A 20,472-nucleotide genomic window follows, 5' to 3' on the forward strand; every position below is an offset into this window, starting at 1 on the left:
CGTACCGCCGTCACTCCGCCTTGATGGCGGTGAGCATGTTCAGCCGTGCCGCGCTCCGGGCCGGCCACAGCGAGGCCAGCACACCGACCAGGCCGGCGAGGAGCAGGAACACGCCGATCCGGTCCCAGGGCAGCACCAGCGCGTAGTCCGGCAGGCTGCTCCGCATCGTCTCGCCGATCGCCCAGCCGAGGAAGGAGCCGAGACCGATGCCGACCACCGCGCCGAACAGGGCGATGACCACGGCCTCCAGTCGGACCATCCGCTTCACCCGGCGCCGGTCGAGGCCGATCGCCCGCAGCATGCCGATCTCCTGCTGCCGCTCGAACACCGACATGGCGAGGGTGTTGACGACACCGAGCACCGCGATGATCAGAGCCATCGCCAGCAGCCCGTACATGATGTTCAGCATCAGGTTGATCTGGCCGCCGAACGCGTCCCGGATGTCCTTGTGGTCCATCACCGTGATGGCCGGGTTGTCGCCCAGCGCCTGGACCAGCGCCTTCTCGCCGGCCGGCGTCTGGCCGCCCTCCATCGCCACGAAGATCTGCGGGATGTACGGCTTGGAGTCGTGGGCGTTGAGGATCTTCGTGTCGACGAGGACCGGCGAGACGAACTCGCTGCTCTCGAAGACCGCGCCGACCGTCAGCTTCTCCTTCTTCTTGTCCCCGTACTCCACGGGAAGGGCCGTGCCGACCTTCCAGCCCTGCTTGTCCGCCGTCTTGTCGGCGACGGCTACCTTCCCGTCCGCCAGGGAGGCGAGGGAGCCGCTGGTGACGTGCAGCTTGAGGACCTTCTCGATGTCACCGGGGGTGACACCGGAGACCGACGCGAAGTCGCCCTCGATCTCGAAGTAGCCGGCCTGCTGCGGGGAGACCGCCGAGACGCCCGGCACCTTCTCCAGCGCGTCCAGGGCCGCCTGGTTCATGCCGTCCCCACTGGCCATGGAGACCATGTAGTCGGCCTTGATCTGGTCGGTCGTCATCCTGTCCAGTGCCGAGCCGACCGTGGCGCCCAGCACCGACAGACCGGTGACCAGGGTCAGGCCGATGGCGAGAGCGGAGGCCGTGGCGCCGGTGCGGCGGGGGTTGCGGACCGCGTTCTGCCCGGCCAGCTTGCCCGCGACCCCGAACGACTTCAGGACGGGCCGGGCGAGGGCGATCACGGGGCGGGACAGCAGCGGGATCAGCACGATCACACCGACGAGGGTGAGGAACGCGCCCGCGCCGATCAGCATGCGGCCCGACTCGCCGCCCTTGCCGGCCCCCGCGACGATGCCGGCGGCGCCGAGGGCGGTGATCGCCGCGCCGATGGAGTTGCGCACCACCAGCGACTTGGTGGTCGCCACCGCGTGGACGCTGCTCATCGCCGCCACCGGCGGGATCTTCGCCGCGCGCCGGCCCGGCAGCCAGGCGGCCAGCATCGTGATCAGCACACCCACGGCGAGCGCGGAGACCAGCGGAGTGGAGGTGACGACAAGCTCGCCGCCCGGCACCTTCAGACCGAAGGCGGACATCCCCGAGCGCAGCCCCATCGCGAGCAGCACACCGAGACCGAAGCCCACGACGGAGGCGACCAGACCGACCAGAGCGGCCTCGGCGAGCACCGAGCGGGTGATCTGCCTGCGCGAGGCACCGACCGCGCGCATCAGGGCCAGCTCCTTGGTGCGCTGGGCGACCAGCATCGTGAAGGTGTTGGAGATCAGGAAGACGCCGACGAAGAGCGCGATGCCGGCGAAGGCGAGCAGCATCTGGTTGAGCGCGCTCAGGCCGGACTCGATGTCCCTGGCCTGCTGGTCGGCGAGCGCCTGACCGGTCTGGGCCTCGCCGTCCTCGCCGACCAGCGGCTCGACCGCGTCGAGGATCTTCGCGGCGTCGGCGCCGGGCTTCGCGGCGACGGTGATGTCCTGGTAGAAGCCGGGCTCGACGTACAGCTTCTGCGCCACGTCGGTGTCGAAGAGGACCAGGCTGCCGCCCGCGCTCACGGCGCCGTCCTCGGTGGTGAAGACGCCGGCGAGGCCGTACTCCTTCACCGGGCCGTTGGTGGCGACCCGGACGGTGTCGCCGACCTGGTAGCCGCCCTTGGTGGCGGTGTCCCGGTCGAGGGCGATCTGGTCGTCCCGCACCGGCCCCGAGCCGTCGGTGAACCGGTACGCGGGGTCCTCGCCGTCCTTGCCGGGGGCGAAGTTCGTGCCCTTGTTGGACCAGCCGACGCCGATGAGCCTGCCGTCCTTGTCGGGCACCCCGGCGAAGCCGCTGACCCGGCCGGTCGCCTCGGCGACCCCGTCGACGGCCTCGATCTTCCGCCGTACGTCCTCGGAGAGACCGGGCGTCTTGTCGGGGTCGTCGCCGTGCAGCGCCGAGACGGCGACGGCGACGTCGTCGTAGCTCTTGGCCGACTGGTTGCGGAAGGCGTTGGAGAGGGTGTCGGTGAAGACCAGCGTGCCGGAGACGAAGGCCACGCCGAGCATCACGGCGAGCACGGTCATCAGCAGCCTGGCCTTGTGCGCGAGAACGTTGCGCAAGGCGGTACGGAACATGGAGGTGTCCTGGAGTGGGGCCGGCGCCAGCGGCGGGCCGGGTGAGGAGAGGGCAGGGCGGAAGGGGGCGACGCGCCCCTGGGCGGCGTCCGGCCTGGCGGCCGGTCGCGGAGGCCTGGGCGGTCCGGCCGGGCCGGGGGAGGCCGCGCGGTCGCCTCAGCTCGTGCGGCCCTTGGCGTCGAAGGCCTTCATGCGGTCGAGCACGCCGTCCGCCGTCGGGGCGATCATCTCGTCGACGATCCGGCCGTCCGCGAGGAAGATCACCCGGTCCGCGTAGGAGGCGGCCACCGGGTCGTGGGTCACCATGACGACCGTCTGCCCCAGCTCCCGTACCGAGTTGCGCAGGAAGCCCAGCACCTCCGCGCCCGAGCGGGAGTCCAGGTTTCCGGTGGGCTCGTCACCGAAGATGATCTCGGGGCGGGAGGCCAGCGCGCGGGCCACGGCGACGCGCTGCTGCTGGCCGCCGGAGAGCTGCGCGGGACGGTGGCTCAGCCGGCCCGAGAGTCCGATCATGTCGATGACCCGGTCGACCCACTGCTTGTCGGGCCTGCGGCCCGCGATGTCCATCGGCAGTGTGATGTTCTCGAGCGCCGTCAGCGTCGGGAGCAGGTTGAACGCCTGGAAGATGAAGCCGATCTTGTCCCGGCGCAACTGCGTGAGCTGCTTGTCCTTCAGGGTGCCGAGCTCCGTCTCGCCGAGCCGGACCGAGCCGGAGCTGAAGGAGTCCAGACCGGCGACGCAGTGCATCAGGGTCGACTTGCCGGAGCCGGACGGGCCCATGATCGCGGTGAACTCCCCCTGCCGGAAGTCGACGGTGACCCGGTCCAGGGCGACCACCTGGGTCTCGCCCTGTCCGTAGACCTTCGAGAGATCCGTGGCGCGGGCTGCCACCGCGGTGGCGCGGGGCACGGTGGAGGTGGTCTTCACGAGGGTGACTCCTGTCGGAACGGTGCGTTCGGGAACCACTCCATCGTGTCGAGCGTTACGGGCCGGGACGTCCGTCCACATGCCCGTTCCCGGGGCAGTCTCGAGTCGGACCGGATGCTCCGGCCCTCCTCCTGAGGTATGACGGCGCCCCTGAGGCGTCCACGGGAACCCACGGGAGCGCCGACCAGGCGGGTACCCCGTGGGGGAATGCGTCGCGCGGCGGCGACTTTCCGTCATTCCCACGTGTGCGCCTTTGCGCCTGCGAGCCGCGTCACACTTCGTCAGATCGGCCCCCACCTGCACTGACGCACCCTCAGACGTCAATAAAATAAGACAACATCGGGTCGCTGTTCCGCTGAACGGGGGAAGCGTCCCGATAGGCTCATGTGCCAACGCGGAGCCGCGCGCCACGCCCGGATGGTGGAATGCAGACACGGCGAGCTTAAACCTCGCTGGCCTTTGGCCGTACCGGTTCGAGTCCGGTTCCGGGCACAGCTCCCCCCTCAAGCCCCGCCGCTCCCGGCCGGGCTTCCTTAACGATCGAGGAAAGATCCTCCCCGAGCACTAGGGAGATTCTTTTGCTTCCGCATTACTCTTGACGCAAGGCCGCGCAGTGCGGCCATGGAGGAGTGAGATGAGGAGCAGTAACCCGGTCTTCTCGCGACGGGGGTTCAGCCGCGACAACGGCTACGCCGGCTTCAACGCGCAGCAGCCGCAGGCCGGGGGCCCCGCCGTCGGAACGAACCCGTACGCCGAGGGTGCGGCGAACCCGTACGCGAGCAACCCCTACGCCCCGGACGCCCAGGTAGGCGCCCCGCCGCAGGTCCGCGGCAATGTGATGACGATCGACGACGTCGTGAGCCGTACGGCCATGACGCTCGGCACGGTCGTGCTGACCGCCGTCCTGTCGTGGGTGCTGCTGCCCGTCGACCCGGCGAACATCGGCAAGTCCTACGGCATCGCCATCGGCGCCGCCCTGGTGGCGTTCGTCCTGGCGATGGTCCAGTCCTTCAAGCGCAAGGCCTCGCCGGCGATCATCCTGGCGTACGCCGCCTTCGAGGGTGTCTTCCTCGGAGTGATCTCCAGCGCCGTCTCCACCTACATCTCCCCGGGTGTGGTGATGCAGGCGGTCCTGGGCACGATGGCGGTCTTCGCCGGTGTGCTCATCGCTTACAAGATGCGCTGGATCCGCGTCACCCGCCGGTTCTACGGCTTCGTGATGGCGGCCGCCATCGGCTTCATGCTGCTGATGATGGTCAACCTGCTGTTCGCCGTCTTCGGCGGCGGTGACGGTCTCGGCTTCCGCAGCGGCGGCCTCGGCATCCTGTTCGGTGTCATCGGCATCATCCTCGGCGCCTGCTTCCTCGCCCTCGACTTCAAGCAGGTCGAGGACGGCGTGACGTACGGCGCCCCGCGCGAGGAGTCCTGGCTGGCGGCCTTCGGCCTCACCATGACCCTGGTGTGGATCTACCTCGAGATGCTGCGTGTGCTGTCGATCCTGCAGGGCGACGACTGACGCACTCCCGGGTCACCTCTGTGACCGTGGTGACGAAGGGCCCGTCCGGCTTCCGCCGGGCGGGCCCTTCCGCGTGTCCGAAGCCCTCCCGAGGGGCCCTGGCCGCCTCTCTGATCCGCAGGACAAGGTCCTACGGTGCGAGGGCCGCGTCCAGCAGGGTCTTCGCCGCTCTTCGCCTGGCCGGCCGGCTCGGCGGAGCCGCTGATGCCCGCGACGGCCATGGCGCCGTTGGCGAGGGTCGGCAGCTGGTCGGCGAGCTCCTGGGGCGCCCCGAGCGCGTCGGTCTGTTCGGCGAGGTACTGCCGCAGCGCCCGCTTGTGCCCACGGGCGATGCCGGCGACGTCCGGGGAGATGCCGCCCATCTCGCCGAAGGTGTTGATGAAGGCGCAGCCTCGGAAACCGGGGTCCGCGAACCAGTCGCCCAGAGAGTCGAAGACCGCGAGGACCCGCTCGTGCGGCGTGGTGGCGCGGGCGCCCCGTGGGCGGCGATGGCCTCGCGCACGGCGCTGTCGCGGGGCGGAACGCGACGTGACGGCCCTCCGGCGCGAGGCCGGAAGGCCGTCCACGGTGGGTGTCAGAGCAGTCTGCGGGCTGCCCGGCGGAGGTCGTACTCGTGGATGATCGCTTTCGCGTGGCCGTACGCGAGGTCGTGTTCGCCCCGGAGCCAGCTCACCTTCTCCTCGAAGCGGACGAGGGAGGGGCCTTCCTCGACGGTGCGAAGCCAGTCGGACACTTCACGACCGGTGCAATGGGGGATGCGGGCGAGCAGATTGCGGTGGGTCTCTTCGGAGAAGACGTGGGACATCGGCGCCTCCGGACGCGTGTTGCCGTGTGCTCCTTCCCGTCACCGTGCCTGAGCGTCGGCTCGTTGGCAACAGTCCCTGGAGGGCGCGTAGGGTCGCGGAGTGCTTGATACGAGTGAACTGACCGCCGCCGTGGAGCGGTTCGCCGACCGGCTGCGGACCGCCCCGCAGAGCCGCCTCCAGCGGGGGGCCGCCGCCGAAGGGCTGGAGCTGGCCAGGGAGTTGGCGCTACGGGCCCAGCGGATCGAGGAGCCCGGAGGCGCCGCTCGGATCATGCCGGACGCGGGCGTCTTCACCGTCGCGGACCAACTTGTGGTCGCCGGAAACGATCTGGCGGAGATTCTGCGAACGGCCCCGGCCGGCTCCCCGGAGCGGGAACTGGGCGAGGCCGTGGATCTCGTACGGCGGGCGACGGAGCGGGCGGGGCTGTAGCGCCGACCGGCGGCCGGTCGGGGGCAGAGGGGGCCTGGCGCGCCCTGAGGCGCGCCTCCACGGCGCTAGAGAGACGCGATGACGCGGTCGGCGAGGATGTAGACGTTCTCGTCGTCCGCGTCGCCGCAGGAGAACGTCAGGGCGTACGCGCCCGAGACGCCGGAGCCGCCCAGGAGCACCGGCGTGTGGCCCGCGCGCAGCGCCTCCGCGAGGCGTTCCGCGGTCTCCCGGTGGCCGGGGGTCATGCAGAGCGTGGTGCCGTCGGCGAAGACGTACACGTCGAGTGTGCCGAGCGGGCCGGGGCGCACATCGGTGAGCGCCGTGCCGGAGTCGGCGAGCTGTTCAAGGCGGGCCACCGTGCGTTCATGGTCCGTCACCACCGGTGTCTGGACCGGCACGAAGTCGGGGTGCGAGGGGTGCCGGCGGCGGGCGGCGGCCAGTTCCGGGGAGTCCTCCGGGTACTCGGTGTACTCCACGAGCTCCGGGAACTCCTCAAGGACGCTCTCGGGGCCCGCGCCGTCCAGCGCGGCGGCCTCCGCCTCCATCGCCTCCAGGGCCATCGCCTCCAGGCCCACGAAGTCGGCCTGGCGCGGCACGAAGAAGGGGCCGTCCTCGGCGGTGCCGGACAGACCGCCGAGCAGCGAGGGGGAGTCGGCCGCGTCCCGGGACTCCTGCGCGGCCCAGAAGGCCCGCGCCTCGGCCAGCTCGCGCTCCCGCTCCTCGGCCAGCGCCTCGGCGACCGCGGCGCGTATCTCGGCGGCGGGCGTCGGGCGGGCGTGCGGCACGGACACGCCGTGTCCGGTGGACAGTTCGCTACGCAGAGCGGCGACCTGCTTACGGAGACCGTGGGCGGCGTGCAGGGCGGCGGCGCCCACGGCCGTGGCGGCGGCCGTGGTCACCAGCAGGGCAAGAGACATGGCGCTCACTGACGTACTCCCGATTCGAGTCGATCCCCCGACTTCCTACATCAGAGTGTCCCGGGAGCGCGCCCCCTGTCAGTGCATTACGTCACGAATTGGACAGGTATTTGTGCCTGGTGTTTAGTCCCGGGGCGGCTGTGACCTGCGGGAACGGATCTCCCCCGGGACGTAGGTCACATCCTGGGGGAGATTCGGTCACGGCTGGGACGCGGGACGGTTGGGATCGGCGCCCACAGGCCATGGAGGCGCCGCTCACGAAGGCGACCCCTACCCTCCGCTACGGCTCAGCTCAGCCGCTCGATTCGTCGGTCGCGCTGAACTTCGTCACCGCTGCGGGCAGGTGCCGCCTTCGTGCCTCAGGCGACCCCTACCCTCCGCTACGGCTCAGCTCAGCCGCTCGATGACCATCGCCATGCCCTGGCCGCCGCCCACGCACATCGTCTCCAGGCCGAACTGCTTGTCGTGGAACTGGAGGCTGTTGATGAGCGTGCCGGTGATCCGGGCGCCGGTCATGCCGAAGGGGTGGCCGACGGCGATGGCGCCGCCGTTGACGTTCACCTTGTCCAGGTCCAGACCCAGGTCCTGGTAGGACGGGATGACCTGGGCGGCGAAGGCCTCGTTGATCTCGGCCAGATCGATGTCGCCGATCGTCAGGCCGGCGCGCTTGAGCGCCTGCTTCGACGCCTCGACCGGGCCGAGGCCCATGATCTCGGGGGAGAGGCCGGAGACGCCGGTGGAGACGATGCGGGCGAGCGGGGTCAGGCCCAGCTCACGCGCCTTGGTGTCCGACATGATCACGAGCGCCGCGGCGCCGTCGTTCAGCGGACAGCAGTTGCCGGCGGTCACCAGGCCGTCGGGGCGGAAGACCGGCTTGAGGCCCTGGACGCCCTCCAGGGTGACGCCCGCGCGCGGACCGTCGTCGGTCGAGACGACGGTGCCGTCCGGGGTCGTCACCGGCGTGATCTCGCGCTCCCAGAAGCCGTTCTTGATGGCCTGCTCGGCGAGGTTCTGGGACCGTACGCCGAACTCGTCCATCTCCTGGCGGCTGATGCCCTTCAGGCGGGCCAGGTTCTCGGCGGTCTGACCCATCGCGATGTACGCGTCGGGGACGAGGCCGTCCTCGCGCGGGTCGTGCCAGCTGGAGCCCTCGGAGGCCGCCACGGCGGCGGTGCGGGCCTCGGCCTCGGCGAAGAACGGGTTGTGCGTGTCCGGCAGGGAGTCGGAGTTGCCCTTCACGAAGCGCGAGACCATCTCGACACCGGCCGAGATGAAGACGTCGCCCTCGCCCGCCTTGATGGCGTGCAGCGCCATGCGGGAGGTCTGGAGCGAGGAGGAGCAGTAGCGGGTGACCGTACAGCCGGGGAGGTGGTCCATCCCCATCTGGACGGCGACGATCCGGCCCAGGTTGTTGCCCTGCTCGCCGCCGGGCAGGCCGCAGCCGAGCATCAGGTCGTCGATGTCCCGCGGGTCGAGCTCGGGGACCTTGGCCAGGGCGGCCTGGACGATGGTCGCGGTGAGGTCGTCGGGCCGCAGGTCCTTCAGTGAGCCCTTGAAGGCCCGGCCGATCGGGGAGCGGGCGGTCGAGACGATGACGGCTTCGGGCATCACGGCTCCAGGAGGGGTGCGGTGCGGTTCTGGCAGGACTGAAGGGGAAGTTACCCGTACGTATCGCATTGGTCACCGGGCTGACCGTGTGACGAGGGCCTCTTTTCTAAGCGGGCGCTCAGTCGGGAGTGCGGAGGACCGTCGGGAGCGGCATCCGCACCTCCCAGAGTGCCGCGCTCCCGGGCCCTCCGTCACGACCGGCGGAGGTCCTGCCCGAAGGCCCCTTCAGGACCGGCGACGTCCTCCCCGAAGACCCCCCGTCACGACCGGCGGACGTCCTCCGCCGACGCAGCCGCATCCGGCTCCGATCCCGGTTCCGGCCCCCGGCCCGCCTCGGCCGCCGCGACCGCCGCCTCCGCCTCGGCCGCCGCGACCGCCGCCTCCGCCTCGACCGCCGCCTCCGGGAGGCGCCGGCGCCGGCGGTGCTTGAGCAGCGCCCAGGGAGCCCGTACCCCCGTCACCTCCGTACCGGCCTCCTTCGCCGCCTCCGCCGCCGCCTTCGCCACCGGCAGCATGTCCTCGTGCCGGTCCGGCTCCAGGCGGTCCGTCTCCGGCCACACGCCGAGCACCGCGCACACCGTCGGCAGCACCGCCATCGCCGCCGTGGCGTACCCCTCCGCCGACGGATGGAAGTTGTCCACCCCGAACATCTCGCGCGGATTGGCCGCGAACTCGGGACCCAGCAGATCCCCCAGCGACACCGTCCGCCCGCCCTGCTCCACCACCACGATCGTCTGCGCCGCCGCCAGCTGCCGTGACACCCGCCGCGCCAGCCACCGCAGCGGCTGGTACACCGGCTCGATGGTCCCCAGGTCCGGGCAGGTTCCGACCACCACCTCCGCCCCCGCCGTCCGCAGCCGCCGCACCGCCGCCGCCAGATGCCGCACCGACTCCGTCGGCGGCATCCGGTGCGTCACGTCGTTCGCCCCGATCATGATCACGCACACGTCCGGCGGCCCCGTCGACGCCGACAGCAGAAGAGACACCTGACGCTCCAGATCGTCCGACCGCGCCCCCGGCAACGCCACGTTCCGCAGATCCACCGGCCGCTCCGCCACCGCCGCGAGCCCCGAGGCGAGCAGCGCCCCCGGCGTCTGGCCGGACCGGCGCACGCCCTGACCCGCCGCCGTCGAATCACCCAGAAGGGCCAGCCGAAAAGGGGCGGAGCCGGGATCCGCAGCCGCGAAAGAGCGTCCGTACAGACCTTCCGCCGCCGGTGGCAGCGGCGCCACCCCGCCCCCCACCGACCTCTTCGCCAGCTGCACCTCGGCCAGAAGCACGCCCACCGCCGCCACACCGAGCAGCCCGATGCTCCCGCCGCCGTACGCCGCGCCCGCCGCGATCCGCCGCGCCACCCTCGCCCTCGACATAGGGGCGGTCACCTCCTTCAAGCCGTTCAGGGTCTAACTGCCCCGTAACACGCTCCGACTACGCATACGCTGGCCGCACCATTACGGAGACCCCGGAGATTACGGTGCAATTCCACGACTCGCTGATCAGCCTCGTCGGCAACACCCCGCTGGTGAAGCTCAACAACGTCACAGCCGGCATTCAGGCGACCGTCCTGGCCAAGGTCGAGTACTTCAACCCCGGTGGCTCGGTCAAGGACCGCATCGCGGTCCGCATGATCGAGGCGGCCGAGGAGAGCGGTGCTCTCAAGCCCGGCGGAACGATCGTCGAGCCCACGTCCGGCAACACGGGCGTAGGCCTCGCCATCGTGGCCCAGCAGAAGGGCTACAAGTGCATCTTCGTCTGCCCCGACAAGGTGTCCACCGACAAGATCAACGTCCTGCGGGCGTACGGGGCCGAGGTCGTCGTCTGCCCGACCGCCGTCGACCCCGAGCACCCCGACTCGTACTACAACGTCTCGGACCGGCTCGTCCGTGAGACGCCCGGCGCCTGGAAGCCGGACCAGTACTCCAACCCGAACAACCCCCGTTCGCACTACGAGACCACCGGCCCCGAGCTGTGGGACCAGACGGACGGGAAGATCACCCACTTCGTCGCCGGCATCGGCACCGGCGGCACCATCTCCGGCACCGGCAAGTACCTCAAGGAGGTCAGCGGCGGCGCCGTCCAGATCATCGGCGCCGACCCCGAGGGCTCCGTCTACTCCGGCGGCTCCGGCCGGCCCTACCTCGTCGAAGGCGTCGGCGAGGACTTCTGGCCCACCGCCTACGACCGGGACGGCACCGACCGGATCGTCGCCGTCTCCGACAAGGACTCCTTCCAGATGACCCGCCGCCTCGCCAAGGAGGAGGGCCTCCTCGTGGGCGGCTCCTGCGGCATGGCGGTCGTCGCCGCGCTCGAGGTCGCCAAGGACCTCGGCCCCGACGACATCGTCGTCGTCATCCTGCCGGACTCCGGCCGCGGCTACCTCTCCAAGATCTTCAACGACGAGTGGATGGCCGACTACGGCTTCCTGGAGGACACCGAGTCCGCCACCGTCGCCGACGTACTGCGCCACAAGGAGGGCGGCATGCCGTCCCTCGTCCACATGCACCCCGAGGAGACGGTCGGTCAGGCCATCGAGGTCCTCCGGGAGTACGGCGTCTCCCAGATGCCCATCGTCAAGCCGGGCGCCGGACACCCCGACGTCATGGCGGCCGAGGTCGTCGGCTCCGTCGTCGAACGCGAGCTCCTCGACGCGCTGTTCACCAAGCGCGCCTCCCTGGAGGACCCGCTGGAACGGCACATGAGCGCGCCCCTGCCCCAGGTCGGCTCCGGCGAGCCCGTCGCCGACCTGATGTCCGTCCTCGGCGCGGCCGACGCGGCGATCGTGCTGGTCGAAGGCAAGCCCACGGGCGTCGTCAGCCGCCAGGACCTGCTCGCCTTCCTCGCGAGCGGCGGAGCCAAGGGCGCCGCGAAGTAACCTCACCGGGGCGCGTGGAGCGGGTGCCCGGGGCGTTCGCGCAAACGGTACGAGCGCGACACGTACCCGCAGCACCCGCTTAACACGCCTACGGCACATTGGTCGTTGTCGGCGTCAAGGACTACGGAGCGGCTCCCGGACCTCCTGCGCACGCCGCGGACGCGGAGACCGGCCCTGACCCGGGCCCGTGTCCCTCGCGGGGACCGCCGTCGTCCCGCCCCCCGACCACGGGGGTGCGGCGGTCCCCGCCTATATCAGCTCACTCGCCCGCTGGGGTCACCCCCGCCCGGAGGGGTGCCGTGACCGCCTGGAGGGCCGTCAACGCTCCGGCGATCGCCGGCTGGCCCTCCGAGCCCGCCCGGACCAGGGCCTCGATCGTGCGGCCACGGCCCGGCAGCGGCAGGAGCGTCACGCCCGCGGGCGGGGCGTCGCACATGAGGCGGGGCAGGATCGTCGCGCTCAGGCCCGTGGCGACGAGCGTGAGCGCCGAGCGCAGGTCCTCGTAGGTGTGCGCGATACGCGGCGTGAAGCCGGCGTCCCGGCAGGCGTGCACCAGGATCTCGTGGCAGCTCCCCGGCGCCGGCGCGGAGATCCACGGCGTCTCCCGCAGCGCCCCGAGACCGTCGCGCCGCACCGCCCCCGCGAGGGCGTCCGGCACGGCCAGCACCAGCGGGTCGTCGAAGAGCGCGACCGCCGTGGTGCCGGCCGGCCGCGGGGCGCCCAGCTGGTGGTAGCGGTACGAGACGGCCAGGTCGAGCTCGTGCTGCCGCAGCCGCGGCACCGACTCCTCCGGATCGGCCTGGACGATCCGCAGAGCCAGCCGCGGATGACGCCCGGCGACTTCGGCCGCCAGCGGCGCGGCGACGGCGTTCAAAGCGCTCGGGGCGCAGCCCAGGGTCAGTTCACCGCTCAGATCGTCGTCGAGGGCGCGCACCGCGCCCTCCGCCCGCTCCAGCGCGGCCAGGACGTGCTCGCACGCGGCCGCCAGCGCGGTGCCCGCCGCCGTGAGCCGCACCCCGCGGCCCTCGCGGTGCATGAGGGCGGCTCCGGCCTCCGCCTCCAGGGCGCGCAGCTGCTGCGAGACCGCCGACGGAGTGACGCCGTGCAGATCCGCGACCGCGCTGACCTTCCCGTGTTCGGCCAGGTCACGCAGCATGACCATGCGCTTCACATCAATCATGAGTACAGCTTAACGAGTACGGTAGAAAAGGTAGCTGGACTGCACGGTGGTGTGGGGCCATCCTCGGGCGTATGAGCGAGCAGACCACTCCCCGTAAGAAGATCGTCCTCGTGGGGGCGAGCGGCACCCTCGGCAGGGCGGTCCTCACCGCCCTGCGGGAACGCGGCCACGAGGTCGTCACCGCCTCCCGCAAGGACGCCGACATCGCGCTGGACATCACGGATCCGGCCTCCGTCGCCGAGCTGTACCGCCAGGTCGGCCGTGTGGACGCGGTGGCCTCCGCGGCGGGCACCGTGCCCTGGAAGCGGCTCGGCGACCTCGCCGCCGAGGACGTGCGCGACGGGTTCGAGGGCAAGGTTCTCAGCCAGGTCGAGCTGGTCCGCCAGGGCCTGTCGTCGGTGGCGGAGGACGGCTCCTTCACCCTCATCACCGGCATCCTCGCCCGGGAACCCATCCGCACCGGCGCGGTCGCCTCGCTCGCCAACGGCGCGGTCGAGTCCTTCGTACGGGCCGCGGCGATCGAACTGCCCCGCGAGCAGCGGATCAACGCCGTCAGCCCCACCGTCTTCGAGGAGTCCCTGGACGCCTACGGCGACTTCTTCCCCGGCTTCGACCCGGTGCCGGTGCGCCGCGCCGCCGCCGCCTACGTCCGCTCCATCGAGGGCCACCAGACCGGCCAGATCTACCGAGTGGAATGAGCCAAATCCGGGACGCTGCGCAAATCCGAACCATGACGGGGCTTTCCGCCGGCTGTCCCTGAATGGACAGTCGGGGCAAGCATCGGCACCGAGGGGGATTTCATGAGTAACGACGTCGGCTGGGACTTCCTGCCCGCACTCGCGTTCCGGGGGGAGTCGATATGACCGATAACGGCAAGGTGCTGAAGATCGGATTGGTCGGTGGGCTGAGCTTTCCTTCGACGATCACGTACTACGACCGCATCAACCGTCTGATCAACCGACGGCTCGGAAAAGCGCATTCCCCGCGGATCGTCCTGGAGAGCCTGGATTTCCAGCCGATGGTGGAATGGATCGCGGCGCGTGACGGTGACGCGGTGGCGGGGGAGATCGCCGCCGCCGCCCGGCGCCTGGAGGTCTCGGGCGCGGACTTCTTCGCCATCTGCTGCAACACCGTCCACGAGTTCGCGGATCTCGTCGAGGAGCGCGTCGCGCTGCCCCTCATCAACATCTGCCGCGCCACCGCGCAGGAGGCGGCCCGCCGGGAGGTCTCCACCGTGGGGCTGCTCGGCTCCGCGTTCTCCATGGAAGAGGCCTTCTACCGCGACGAGTTCGCTGCCGAGGGCATCAAGGTCGTGGTGCCCGAGCCGCCGGACCGTGCCTTCATGCAGGAGGCCATCGAGCGCGAACTGTGCACGGGCGACATCTCGCGGGCCACCCGCGAGCGGTTCTCGCGCATCGCCCACGACGTGCTGGACGCCGGCGCCGAAGCGCTGGTCCTGGCCTGCACGGAAGTGCCTCTGGTGATCCGTCCCGAGGAGTTCGACGCACCCGTCATCGACACCGTCGACGTGCACACCGCCGCCATCGTCGAGCGGGCGCTCGCCCCCCTCACGGAGGTCACATGATGCGTGCCGTCCACGTCAAGATGACCGTGGCGACCGTGCTGCTCGGTTCGTACCTCGTGGCGGGCAAGCTGATCCTGGAGGAAGTACCGGTCTTCACGGCCACGTTCTTCCGCCTCGTCAGCGCCGTCGCCGTCCTCGCGGTGTACGTGGCCCTGAAGTCTCCGGGCGGCCGCGTCCGGCCGGGCCGCAGGGACAGCACCGTCATCTTCGCGCAGGCGCTCCTGGGCGTCTTCCTCTTCAGCGTCCTCGCGATGTACGGCGTGAAGTACACCGGCGCGATCGAGGCCGGCGTCATCCTCGGCATGGTGCCGATCTCCATCTGCCTGGTGGCGGTCCTGTTCCTGCGGGAGCGGCTGTCGGCGCGCCGCAGGATCGGCATCGTGATCGCGGTCCTCGGCGCGGCCGGCATCAACGCGCTCAGCGCGGGCGGTTCGGGCGGCGGCGGCTCCAACGAGGTGCTCGGAGCCCTGCTCCTGGTCGGCGCCGTCCTGTGCGAGGCGGTCTTCGTCACCTTCGGCAAGCTGCTGTCGCGGCCGATCCCGCCCGCCACGCTCTCGCTGATCCTCTCGGTGGTCGGCGCGCTGATGTTCCTCGGACCCGCCGCGGTGGAGACCAGCCTGGCCGAACTGACCCAGATCTCCTGGCAGACCTGGGCGCTGATGGTCTACACGGGTGTCGCCATCAACGGCGTGGCCGTGGTCCTCATGTACGACAGCCTGGACAGCGTCGACACGGCGGTGGTGGCCGCCTTCACGGCGCTCACACCGGTCAGCGGGGCCATCCTCTCCGTGCTGCTGCTCGGCGAGGAACTGCACGCCTACCATCTGGCCGGAATGGTGCTCGTGGTGACCGGCGTCTATGTCGTCGCCAACGAGAAGACCGGGAAACGCGCGGATGAACGGGATGCGAAATCCGGAAGATCCGCTACCGGTCTGGTGGCCGGAGTCCCCCCGGCCGTCACAGCGGAGGAAAATGTGGCGGAAAACGCGGCGACCAGGGAAAAGTCTGCTACCGGACCCGCCTGACCATCCCCTGATTTCCCGCACTGCGGTGATCTGAACCATCGGAGTCCTTTCTCGGCCGCCCTGCCCACGGCAGAGTCGCCGTGTAATACCGAAAGCCGAGAAAGGACCTTGGTCATGGCTACCGCATTCGCCGTCGCGCAGGACACCGGATCCGATTCCCTCGCACGGGACATCGAGATCGCGTTCCCGGCCTCCGGGCCCCACGACCGTGAAATCCGCCTGAAACTGCTCCGCCGGCTGCACGCCCATTACGTGGCCTACATGGGCGGCCCGGAGGAGTTCTCCGTCATCCCGCGCCTCAACCACGACCCCGCCATCACGGCCATCGAGGACGCCTGGCTGGCGTGGGAGGACCGCCAGGTCGACCGTCAGGACCTGCCCGCCACCGGCGCGGAGTTCCGCGACTGGTTCCTCACCACGGCCGACCGGCACACCCAGCCGGAGTTCTGCACCTACCTCGCCGAGGAGGCCACCCTCGACGAGATCGCCCTGTTCTTCATGGGCGAGGAGCTGGTGGACAGCAAGTTCGACGACCTGATGGCGCTGGTGCAGATCGGCACCCAGGGCCACACCAAGCTCACCATCGCCGAGAACTACTGGGACGAGATGGGCGAGGGCAACATCGAGCAGGTGCACACGCGCATGTTCGAGCACTCCGCCCGCTACATGCGCGCCCACCTCGACAAGTCCGGCGTCGACTACGCCAACCTGCACTTCCCCGAGGCGTACGAGAACGCCGCGCTGCTCCTCCAGTACGGCATCCACCGCCACCTCAACCCGCGCGCGCTCGGCGCCATGGGCGTCCTGGAGCAGAGCGCCTCGCCCCGCTTCCAGGCGATGGTCGACGGCTGCCTGCGCCTCGGCGTCCCCGCGGACGTCATCGACTACCAGCGCATCCACGTCCACGTGGACGCCGACCACGGCGCCGAGTGGTTCGAGGGCGTCTTCGTCCCGCTCGTGGACCACTCCCCGGAGCTGCTGCGCGAGATCTCCCTCGGTGTCCTGACCCGGGTGCGGGTGGCCAACGGCTACTACGCCCGGATCTGGGACGCCATGAAGGAACTGCGCTGACCGGGCCGACAGGGGATACGAGGGGGAACCGATGACCACAGCGGAGAAACCGCAGAACTCCACGATCGAACCGGACCAGGCACCGCCCGCACCCGCGGCCGGTCCCACCCTGAACCACCCGCCGAGACAGACCTCTCCGGACACCGTCGAGCCGGTGCTGCTCTTCGCCCGGGCCCGGGTGACCCGCCACGACCAGACCGTCTTCATCGGCAAGCTCCTGGTCGCAGCAGCCCTGACAGCCGTCGGCGTCTACCTCGCCCTGAGCGACGGGCTGCTGCTCTCAGCGGCCGGGATCGTGCTGCTCGCGGCCGTCTACACGCACATGGTGGAGCTCCAGCACCAGTGCCTGCACCACAGCGCCTTCACCACGGCCCGGCCGCACCGGCTGGTCGGCGTGCCGCTCGGCCTGCCCCTGCTGGTGTCGTACACGCACTACCGCGTACGCCACCTGCAGCACCACAAGCACCTGGGCACCCCGCAGGACTCGGAGTTCTTCGGCTTCGACACCCGCGCCCCGCTCACCTGGGGCATGCTGCTGCGCGGAGCCTTCGACTACGGCCGGCTCCTCACGATCGCCCGCGAGATCGGGCGCAGCTGGCGGGGGAGCTGGCAGTACGACGCCGGGGAGATCTCCGACCGCCGGCGCCGCGAGGTCGTCGCGGAGTACCGGTGGATGGTGGTGCCGGTCCTCGCCGCCGTGGCGCTCTCGGTCGCCGGATACGGCGGGCCCGTTCTGGAGCTGTGGGTGCTTCCGCTGCTCGTGGCGGCTCCCATGCACTTCTTCCTGGAGCTGCCCGAGCACATCCTGTGCGACACGGAGACCACCGACGTACTGCGCAACACCCGGTCGATCAAGGGCAGTTGGTTCAGCACCTGGTACACCAACGGCAACAACCTGCACGTCGAGCACCATGCCGTGATGACGGTGGCGATCAACCGGCTGCGTGAGCGGCACGACGAGGTCAGCCGTCTGGCCGCCCATGTCGAGCGCAGCTACCCGGCGTTCTACCTCGCCGTACTGCGCGAGGCGGCCCGCAACTCCACCCGGCGCGGGACCAGGGCGAAGTCGGCGGGAGGCGCGGCGTGATCCGCGGCGGCTTCCGGGTGGAGGGGCTGGCCGCCCGGCTCGCCCCGGCGGTGTGGGACGGGCGGCTGCCCGACCTGGTCGGCTCCTCCTTCGTCCGCAACCGTGTCCAGCTGCGGCTGCCCGAGGCCGACATCAACATCCGCCTCCGCACCGCCGTGCCCGCGGGTCTCCACCTCACCTTCGAGGCGGTCTTCCGCGAGCGCGGCCAGGACAACGCGGCGGGCGGCACCTGGTGGGACAGCTGGCAGGTGACGGTGGAGCCGCCGGGCCCGGAGGGCGGGGACGTCACCGCCGAGGCGATGCGGGTCCTGGTCGACCACGTGGTCGCGGCCCGGCGCCGGTTCGCCGTACTCCTGGAGGAGGCCGACCGGGCGGCGTAGACCCGCGAGGCGACGGGCCGGATCCCACCCGTCGGCGGACGAGGCGACGAACGGTGTGCGGCACTCCCGGGAGGGGGTGCCGCACACCGCAGGGATCAGGAGGCGGCCCGGCCGAGCAGGTACCCCAACTGCAACCGGTTCTCCGCCCCGTAGTGGGCCTTGATCCGCCCCACATGGGTCTGCAGCGAACGTTCGCTGATTCCCAGGCGGCGGGCGATGGCCCGGTCGGAATGGCCGGCGATCAGGAGCTGCTTGATGGACTCGTGCAGGGAGGGGATCACCTCGGGAGCCGCCTCCACCGAACGGGCCGGCACGAAGGGGTACGCCTCCGCCCGGTCCCACGACCGTTCGAAGACGTCCTTGAGGAAACGCACCATCGAGGGTTCGGTGATCCGCAGGGCCCTGGTCCGGTCGCCGCGGCCCGGGATGAAGGCGACCGTGCCGTCCACGATGATGAGCCGCTCGAAGAACTCGGGCAGCGTGCGCACCTCCGCGCCGTACTCGGTGACCTGGCGCACGTACTCCTTGGTCGCCTCGTCGAAGCGGGCGCTGTGCTGGTAGAGCGTGCGGTTGGCGACCCCGGCGTCGAGCTGGGCGCGGACCGTCTCCAGGGCCGCGGTCAGTACGGACCTGGTGCGCGGCCCGTCGGGCTGGGCGGTGAGTATCTGGGTGCGGGCTCCGTCGACGGCGGCCCGGATGGCGCTGTTGATCTCCGGCAGGCCCTCCAGATAGACGAGGGACCCGTTCTCCTCCGGCCGGACCGGCGGCGCCATCGCCACTTCGCTGACCTGGGCGTGCAGCTGTCGAGAGATCTCGACCAGGGTCGTGGTCAGCCCGGGCAGGTCACGCACGGCTGTGGGGGTGTGATCGCGCATCTGACGTTCGCTCCTGGATAGGGAGGGGGTGCTGAACGTGGGTGGGCGGTGCTGACCGCGCGGACGCGAAAGGGCCTGGTGGGCCGGCCGCGCGGCGATGAGGGGGGAGCCGGAGGAGGGCGCCGGCCCTGGCCCGCCGTCAGAGCGGCACGCGCGGACAGACGGCGCCGCTCCGTCGCGCGAGGTCGACACAGTGGCGCCCGGAAAGGCTCATGCCCGTGGCCATGGGCGCCAATCTTGACCAGGGCATGGCAGCGTGTCAACGCTCTGTCCGGGCGGCCTCGCCGGGGTCCGTGGCGATGGAAAAGAATCAGCCATAGCGCGGGGTCACTCCGCCGTTGCCTCACTGCATATCCTCATGCAGAGTTCTTAGTGCATGAATAGGCGAGAGGGGGACGGCGTGAGCGACAGCCCGGCCGGCCGGCTGCAGGCGCTCTTCGAGGGGCACCGGCTGACACCGACACAGCGGCGGATCGCGCACTGCATGGTGCGCAGGGCCGCCGACGTGCCGTTCCTGTCCAGCGTGGAGCTCGCCGAGCTCGCCGGCGTCAGCCAGCCCTCCGTCACCCGCTTCGCCGTCGCCCTCGGCTTCGACGGCTACCCCGCCCTGCGCCGTCATCTGCGCGAGGTCGCGCCCGCCGAGAAGACCGCGGGGGAGGGCAGCGGGCACAACGAGTACCAGCAGGCCGTCCTGGCCGAGATCGAGAACCTGCGCCATCTCGCCGAGCTGCTCGCCGACCCGGCGCCCGTCGAGCGCGCCGGACGCATCCTCGCCGCCTCCCGGCCGCTGCCCGTGCTCGGGCTGCGCGCCGCCTCCTCGCAGGCCCGCGGCTTCGCGTACTTCGCCGCCAAGGTGCACCCGGACGTGCGCCTCCTCGACGAGGGCGGCTCGATGCTCACCGACCGCATCGACGCGGCCGTACGGGCCGGCTCCACCGCCCTGCTCTGCTTCGCGCTGCCCCGCCACCCCCGGGAGGTCGTGGAGACCCTGGAGTACGCGCGGCGGGCCGGGCTGACCGTCGTGACCGTCGCCGAGTCCGCGTTCGCGCCCGTGGCCGCCCACAGCGACCTGCTGATCCCGGCCGCCGTCGGCACCGGGCTCGCCTTCGACACGGCCTGCGCGCCGATGCTCCTCGGCCGGGTGCTCCTGGAGGCGATGGCGGACGAACTGCCCGACGCCCAGGCCCGCCTGGAGGAGTTCGACACGAAGGCGGCGGCGCGGGGCCTGTTCGTCGAGTAGCGGACCGAAGCGGGGGCCCGGACCGGGCGGGATCAGACGTCCAGTTCCGCCTCGATCCCCTTCAGCCGGTGGCGGGCCATCGCCAGGTTCGCGCGCTCCTTGTCCAGCGCCAGGTACAGGAACAGGCCGGCGGCGCCGCGCCCCTTGAGCAGCCGGATCAGGTGGTACTGCCCGCCGAGGGTGATGAGGATGTCCTCGATCTCGTCGTCGAGGCCCAGCATCTCCATCGCCCGGACCTTGGCGCGGACCACGTCCGTGTTGCCCGCGGCCGCCACGTTGAGGTCGAGCCCCTTGCCGCCGCCGATCGTTCCGAGGGCCATACCGCTGGTGTAGTCGACCAGCGCCGCGCCGATGGCGCCGTCGATCGCGGCGGCTTCCTTGAGGGCCGTTTCGGTGTTCGCCATGGGTGTCGCACTTC

Annotated in this window: 19 protein-coding genes and 1 tRNA gene; 11 read left to right on the plus strand and 9 right to left on the minus strand. The window is 70.9% G+C overall.

Going from position 1 to position 20,472, the window contains the following annotated elements:
- Window positions 1-10 precede the first annotated feature (10 nt).
- Together ACWDX6_RS24455 and ACWDX6_RS24460 are read right to left on the minus strand one after the other, a co-directional pair.
- Window positions 11-2,536, minus strand: a complete 2,526-nt coding sequence (locus tag ACWDX6_RS24455; RefSeq protein ID WP_451487029.1) for an ABC transporter permease — start codon at window positions 2,534-2,536, stop codon at window positions 11-13.
- Window positions 2,537-2,692: 156 nt separating this feature from the next.
- A complete protein-coding gene (locus ACWDX6_RS24460) occupies window positions 2,693-3,463 on the minus strand; it encodes an ABC transporter ATP-binding protein (protein WP_403293424.1) in 771 nt (256 codons plus the stop codon).
- A gap of 411 nt (window positions 3,464-3,874) precedes the next feature.
- On the opposite strand from ACWDX6_RS24460, the gene ACWDX6_RS24465 reads away from it, so the two are divergent.
- Both ACWDX6_RS24465 and ACWDX6_RS24470 read left to right on the plus strand, forming a co-directional pair.
- A tRNA-Leu gene (locus tag ACWDX6_RS24465) sits at window positions 3,875-3,955 on the plus strand.
- A gap of 142 nt (window positions 3,956-4,097) precedes the next feature.
- Window positions 4,098-4,979 (plus strand): Bax inhibitor-1/YccA family protein, encoded by an 882-nt coding sequence (locus tag ACWDX6_RS24470; protein ID WP_451487030.1) that lies wholly within the window; start codon window positions 4,098-4,100, stop codon window positions 4,977-4,979.
- Between the two features lie 574 nt (window positions 4,980-5,553).
- Here ACWDX6_RS24470 and ACWDX6_RS24475 read toward each other — a convergent pair.
- Window positions 5,554-5,784 (minus strand): DUF4287 domain-containing protein, encoded by a 231-nt coding sequence (locus tag ACWDX6_RS24475; protein WP_331919624.1) that lies wholly within the window; start codon window positions 5,782-5,784, stop codon window positions 5,554-5,556.
- Between the two features lie 100 nt (window positions 5,785-5,884).
- Here ACWDX6_RS24475 and ACWDX6_RS24480 point away from each other — a divergent pair, with 100 nt between their 5' ends.
- Entirely contained in the window at window positions 5,885-6,214 is a 330-nt protein-coding gene (locus tag ACWDX6_RS24480) for a hypothetical protein (RefSeq protein WP_403293429.1), read from the plus strand.
- A gap of 65 nt (window positions 6,215-6,279) precedes the next feature.
- On the opposite strand, the gene ACWDX6_RS24485 is transcribed toward ACWDX6_RS24480, so the two are convergent.
- The 3 genes from ACWDX6_RS24485 to ACWDX6_RS24495 all read right to left on the minus strand — a co-directional run bounded on the left by ACWDX6_RS24485 (window position 6,280) and on the right by ACWDX6_RS24495 (window position 10,109).
- Complete coding sequence (locus ACWDX6_RS24485) at window positions 6,280-7,131, minus strand: hypothetical protein (protein ID WP_451487031.1); 852 nt, start codon at window positions 7,129-7,131, stop codon at window positions 6,280-6,282.
- A 387-nt stretch (window positions 7,132-7,518) separates the two neighbouring features.
- Window positions 7,519-8,739 carry an acetyl-CoA C-acetyltransferase gene (locus ACWDX6_RS24490; RefSeq protein ID WP_403293433.1) on the minus strand — a complete coding sequence of 407 codons (1,221 nt, stop codon included), beginning with the start codon at window positions 8,737-8,739 and terminating at the stop codon, window positions 7,519-7,521.
- 260 nt (window positions 8,740-8,999) lie between these two features.
- On the minus strand, window positions 9,000-10,109 hold the full coding sequence (locus ACWDX6_RS24495; RefSeq protein ID WP_451487032.1) for an SGNH/GDSL hydrolase family protein: 1,110 nt from the start codon (window positions 10,107-10,109) through the stop codon (window positions 9,000-9,002).
- Window positions 10,110-10,213: 104 nt separating this feature from the next.
- On the opposite strand from ACWDX6_RS24495, the gene ACWDX6_RS24500 reads away from it, so the two are divergent.
- Entirely contained in the window at window positions 10,214-11,611 is a 1,398-nt protein-coding gene (locus tag ACWDX6_RS24500) for a cystathionine beta-synthase (RefSeq protein WP_451487033.1), read from the plus strand.
- A 259-nt stretch (window positions 11,612-11,870) separates the two neighbouring features.
- Here the strand turns inward: ACWDX6_RS24500 and ACWDX6_RS24505 are convergent, their stop codons facing one another.
- Window positions 11,871-12,791, minus strand: coding sequence for a LysR substrate-binding domain-containing protein (locus tag ACWDX6_RS24505; RefSeq protein WP_451487034.1), 921 nt, complete (start codon window positions 12,789-12,791; stop codon window positions 11,871-11,873).
- 71 nt (window positions 12,792-12,862) lie between these two features.
- Here ACWDX6_RS24505 and ACWDX6_RS24510 point away from each other — a divergent pair, with 71 nt between their 5' ends.
- The 6 genes from ACWDX6_RS24510 (at window position 12,863) to ACWDX6_RS24535 (ending at window position 17,939) form a co-directional block, all read left to right on the plus strand.
- Window positions 12,863-13,489, plus strand: a complete 627-nt coding sequence (locus ACWDX6_RS24510) for a short chain dehydrogenase (RefSeq protein WP_403293440.1) — start codon at window positions 12,863-12,865, stop codon at window positions 13,487-13,489.
- Between the two features lie 161 nt (window positions 13,490-13,650).
- A complete protein-coding gene (locus ACWDX6_RS24515; RefSeq protein ID WP_451487035.1) occupies window positions 13,651-14,376 on the plus strand; it encodes an aspartate/glutamate racemase family protein in 726 nt (241 codons plus the stop codon).
- The gene (locus ACWDX6_RS24520; protein WP_451487036.1) at window positions 14,373-15,401 is read left to right on the plus strand and encodes a DMT family transporter; all 1,029 of its coding nucleotides are present in this window, start codon (window positions 14,373-14,375) and stop codon (window positions 15,399-15,401) included. Before ACWDX6_RS24515 ends, ACWDX6_RS24520 begins: the two co-directional genes overlap by 4 nt.
- Window positions 15,402-15,515: 114 nt before the next feature.
- Complete coding sequence (locus ACWDX6_RS24525; protein ID WP_451487037.1) at window positions 15,516-16,472, plus strand: iron-containing redox enzyme family protein; 957 nt, start codon at window positions 15,516-15,518, stop codon at window positions 16,470-16,472.
- Window positions 16,473-16,503: 31 nt separating this feature from the next.
- Window positions 16,504-17,559, plus strand: a complete 1,056-nt coding sequence (locus ACWDX6_RS24530; protein WP_451487038.1) for a fatty acid desaturase family protein — start codon at window positions 16,504-16,506, stop codon at window positions 17,557-17,559.
- The gene (locus tag ACWDX6_RS24535; RefSeq protein WP_451487039.1) at window positions 17,556-17,939 is read left to right on the plus strand and encodes a hypothetical protein; all 384 of its coding nucleotides are present in this window, start codon (window positions 17,556-17,558) and stop codon (window positions 17,937-17,939) included. Before ACWDX6_RS24530 ends, ACWDX6_RS24535 begins: the two co-directional genes overlap by 4 nt.
- A 95-nt stretch (window positions 17,940-18,034) precedes the next feature.
- On the opposite strand, the gene ACWDX6_RS24540 is transcribed toward ACWDX6_RS24535, so the two are convergent.
- A complete protein-coding gene (locus ACWDX6_RS24540; protein ID WP_451487040.1) occupies window positions 18,035-18,814 on the minus strand; it encodes a LuxR C-terminal-related transcriptional regulator in 780 nt (259 codons plus the stop codon).
- 376 nt (window positions 18,815-19,190) lie between these two features.
- Here ACWDX6_RS24540 and ACWDX6_RS24545 point away from each other — a divergent pair, with 376 nt between their 5' ends.
- Entirely contained in the window at window positions 19,191-20,054 is an 864-nt protein-coding gene (locus ACWDX6_RS24545) for a MurR/RpiR family transcriptional regulator (protein WP_451487041.1), read from the plus strand.
- A gap of 32 nt (window positions 20,055-20,086) precedes the next feature.
- Here the strand turns inward: ACWDX6_RS24545 and ACWDX6_RS24550 are convergent, their stop codons facing one another.
- Window positions 20,087-20,458, minus strand: coding sequence for a hypothetical protein (locus ACWDX6_RS24550; RefSeq protein WP_451487042.1), 372 nt, complete (start codon window positions 20,456-20,458; stop codon window positions 20,087-20,089).
- Window positions 20,459-20,472: the final 14 nt, after the last annotated feature.

The sequence above is a fragment of the Streptomyces sp. NPDC003027 genome (assembly GCF_053591435.1).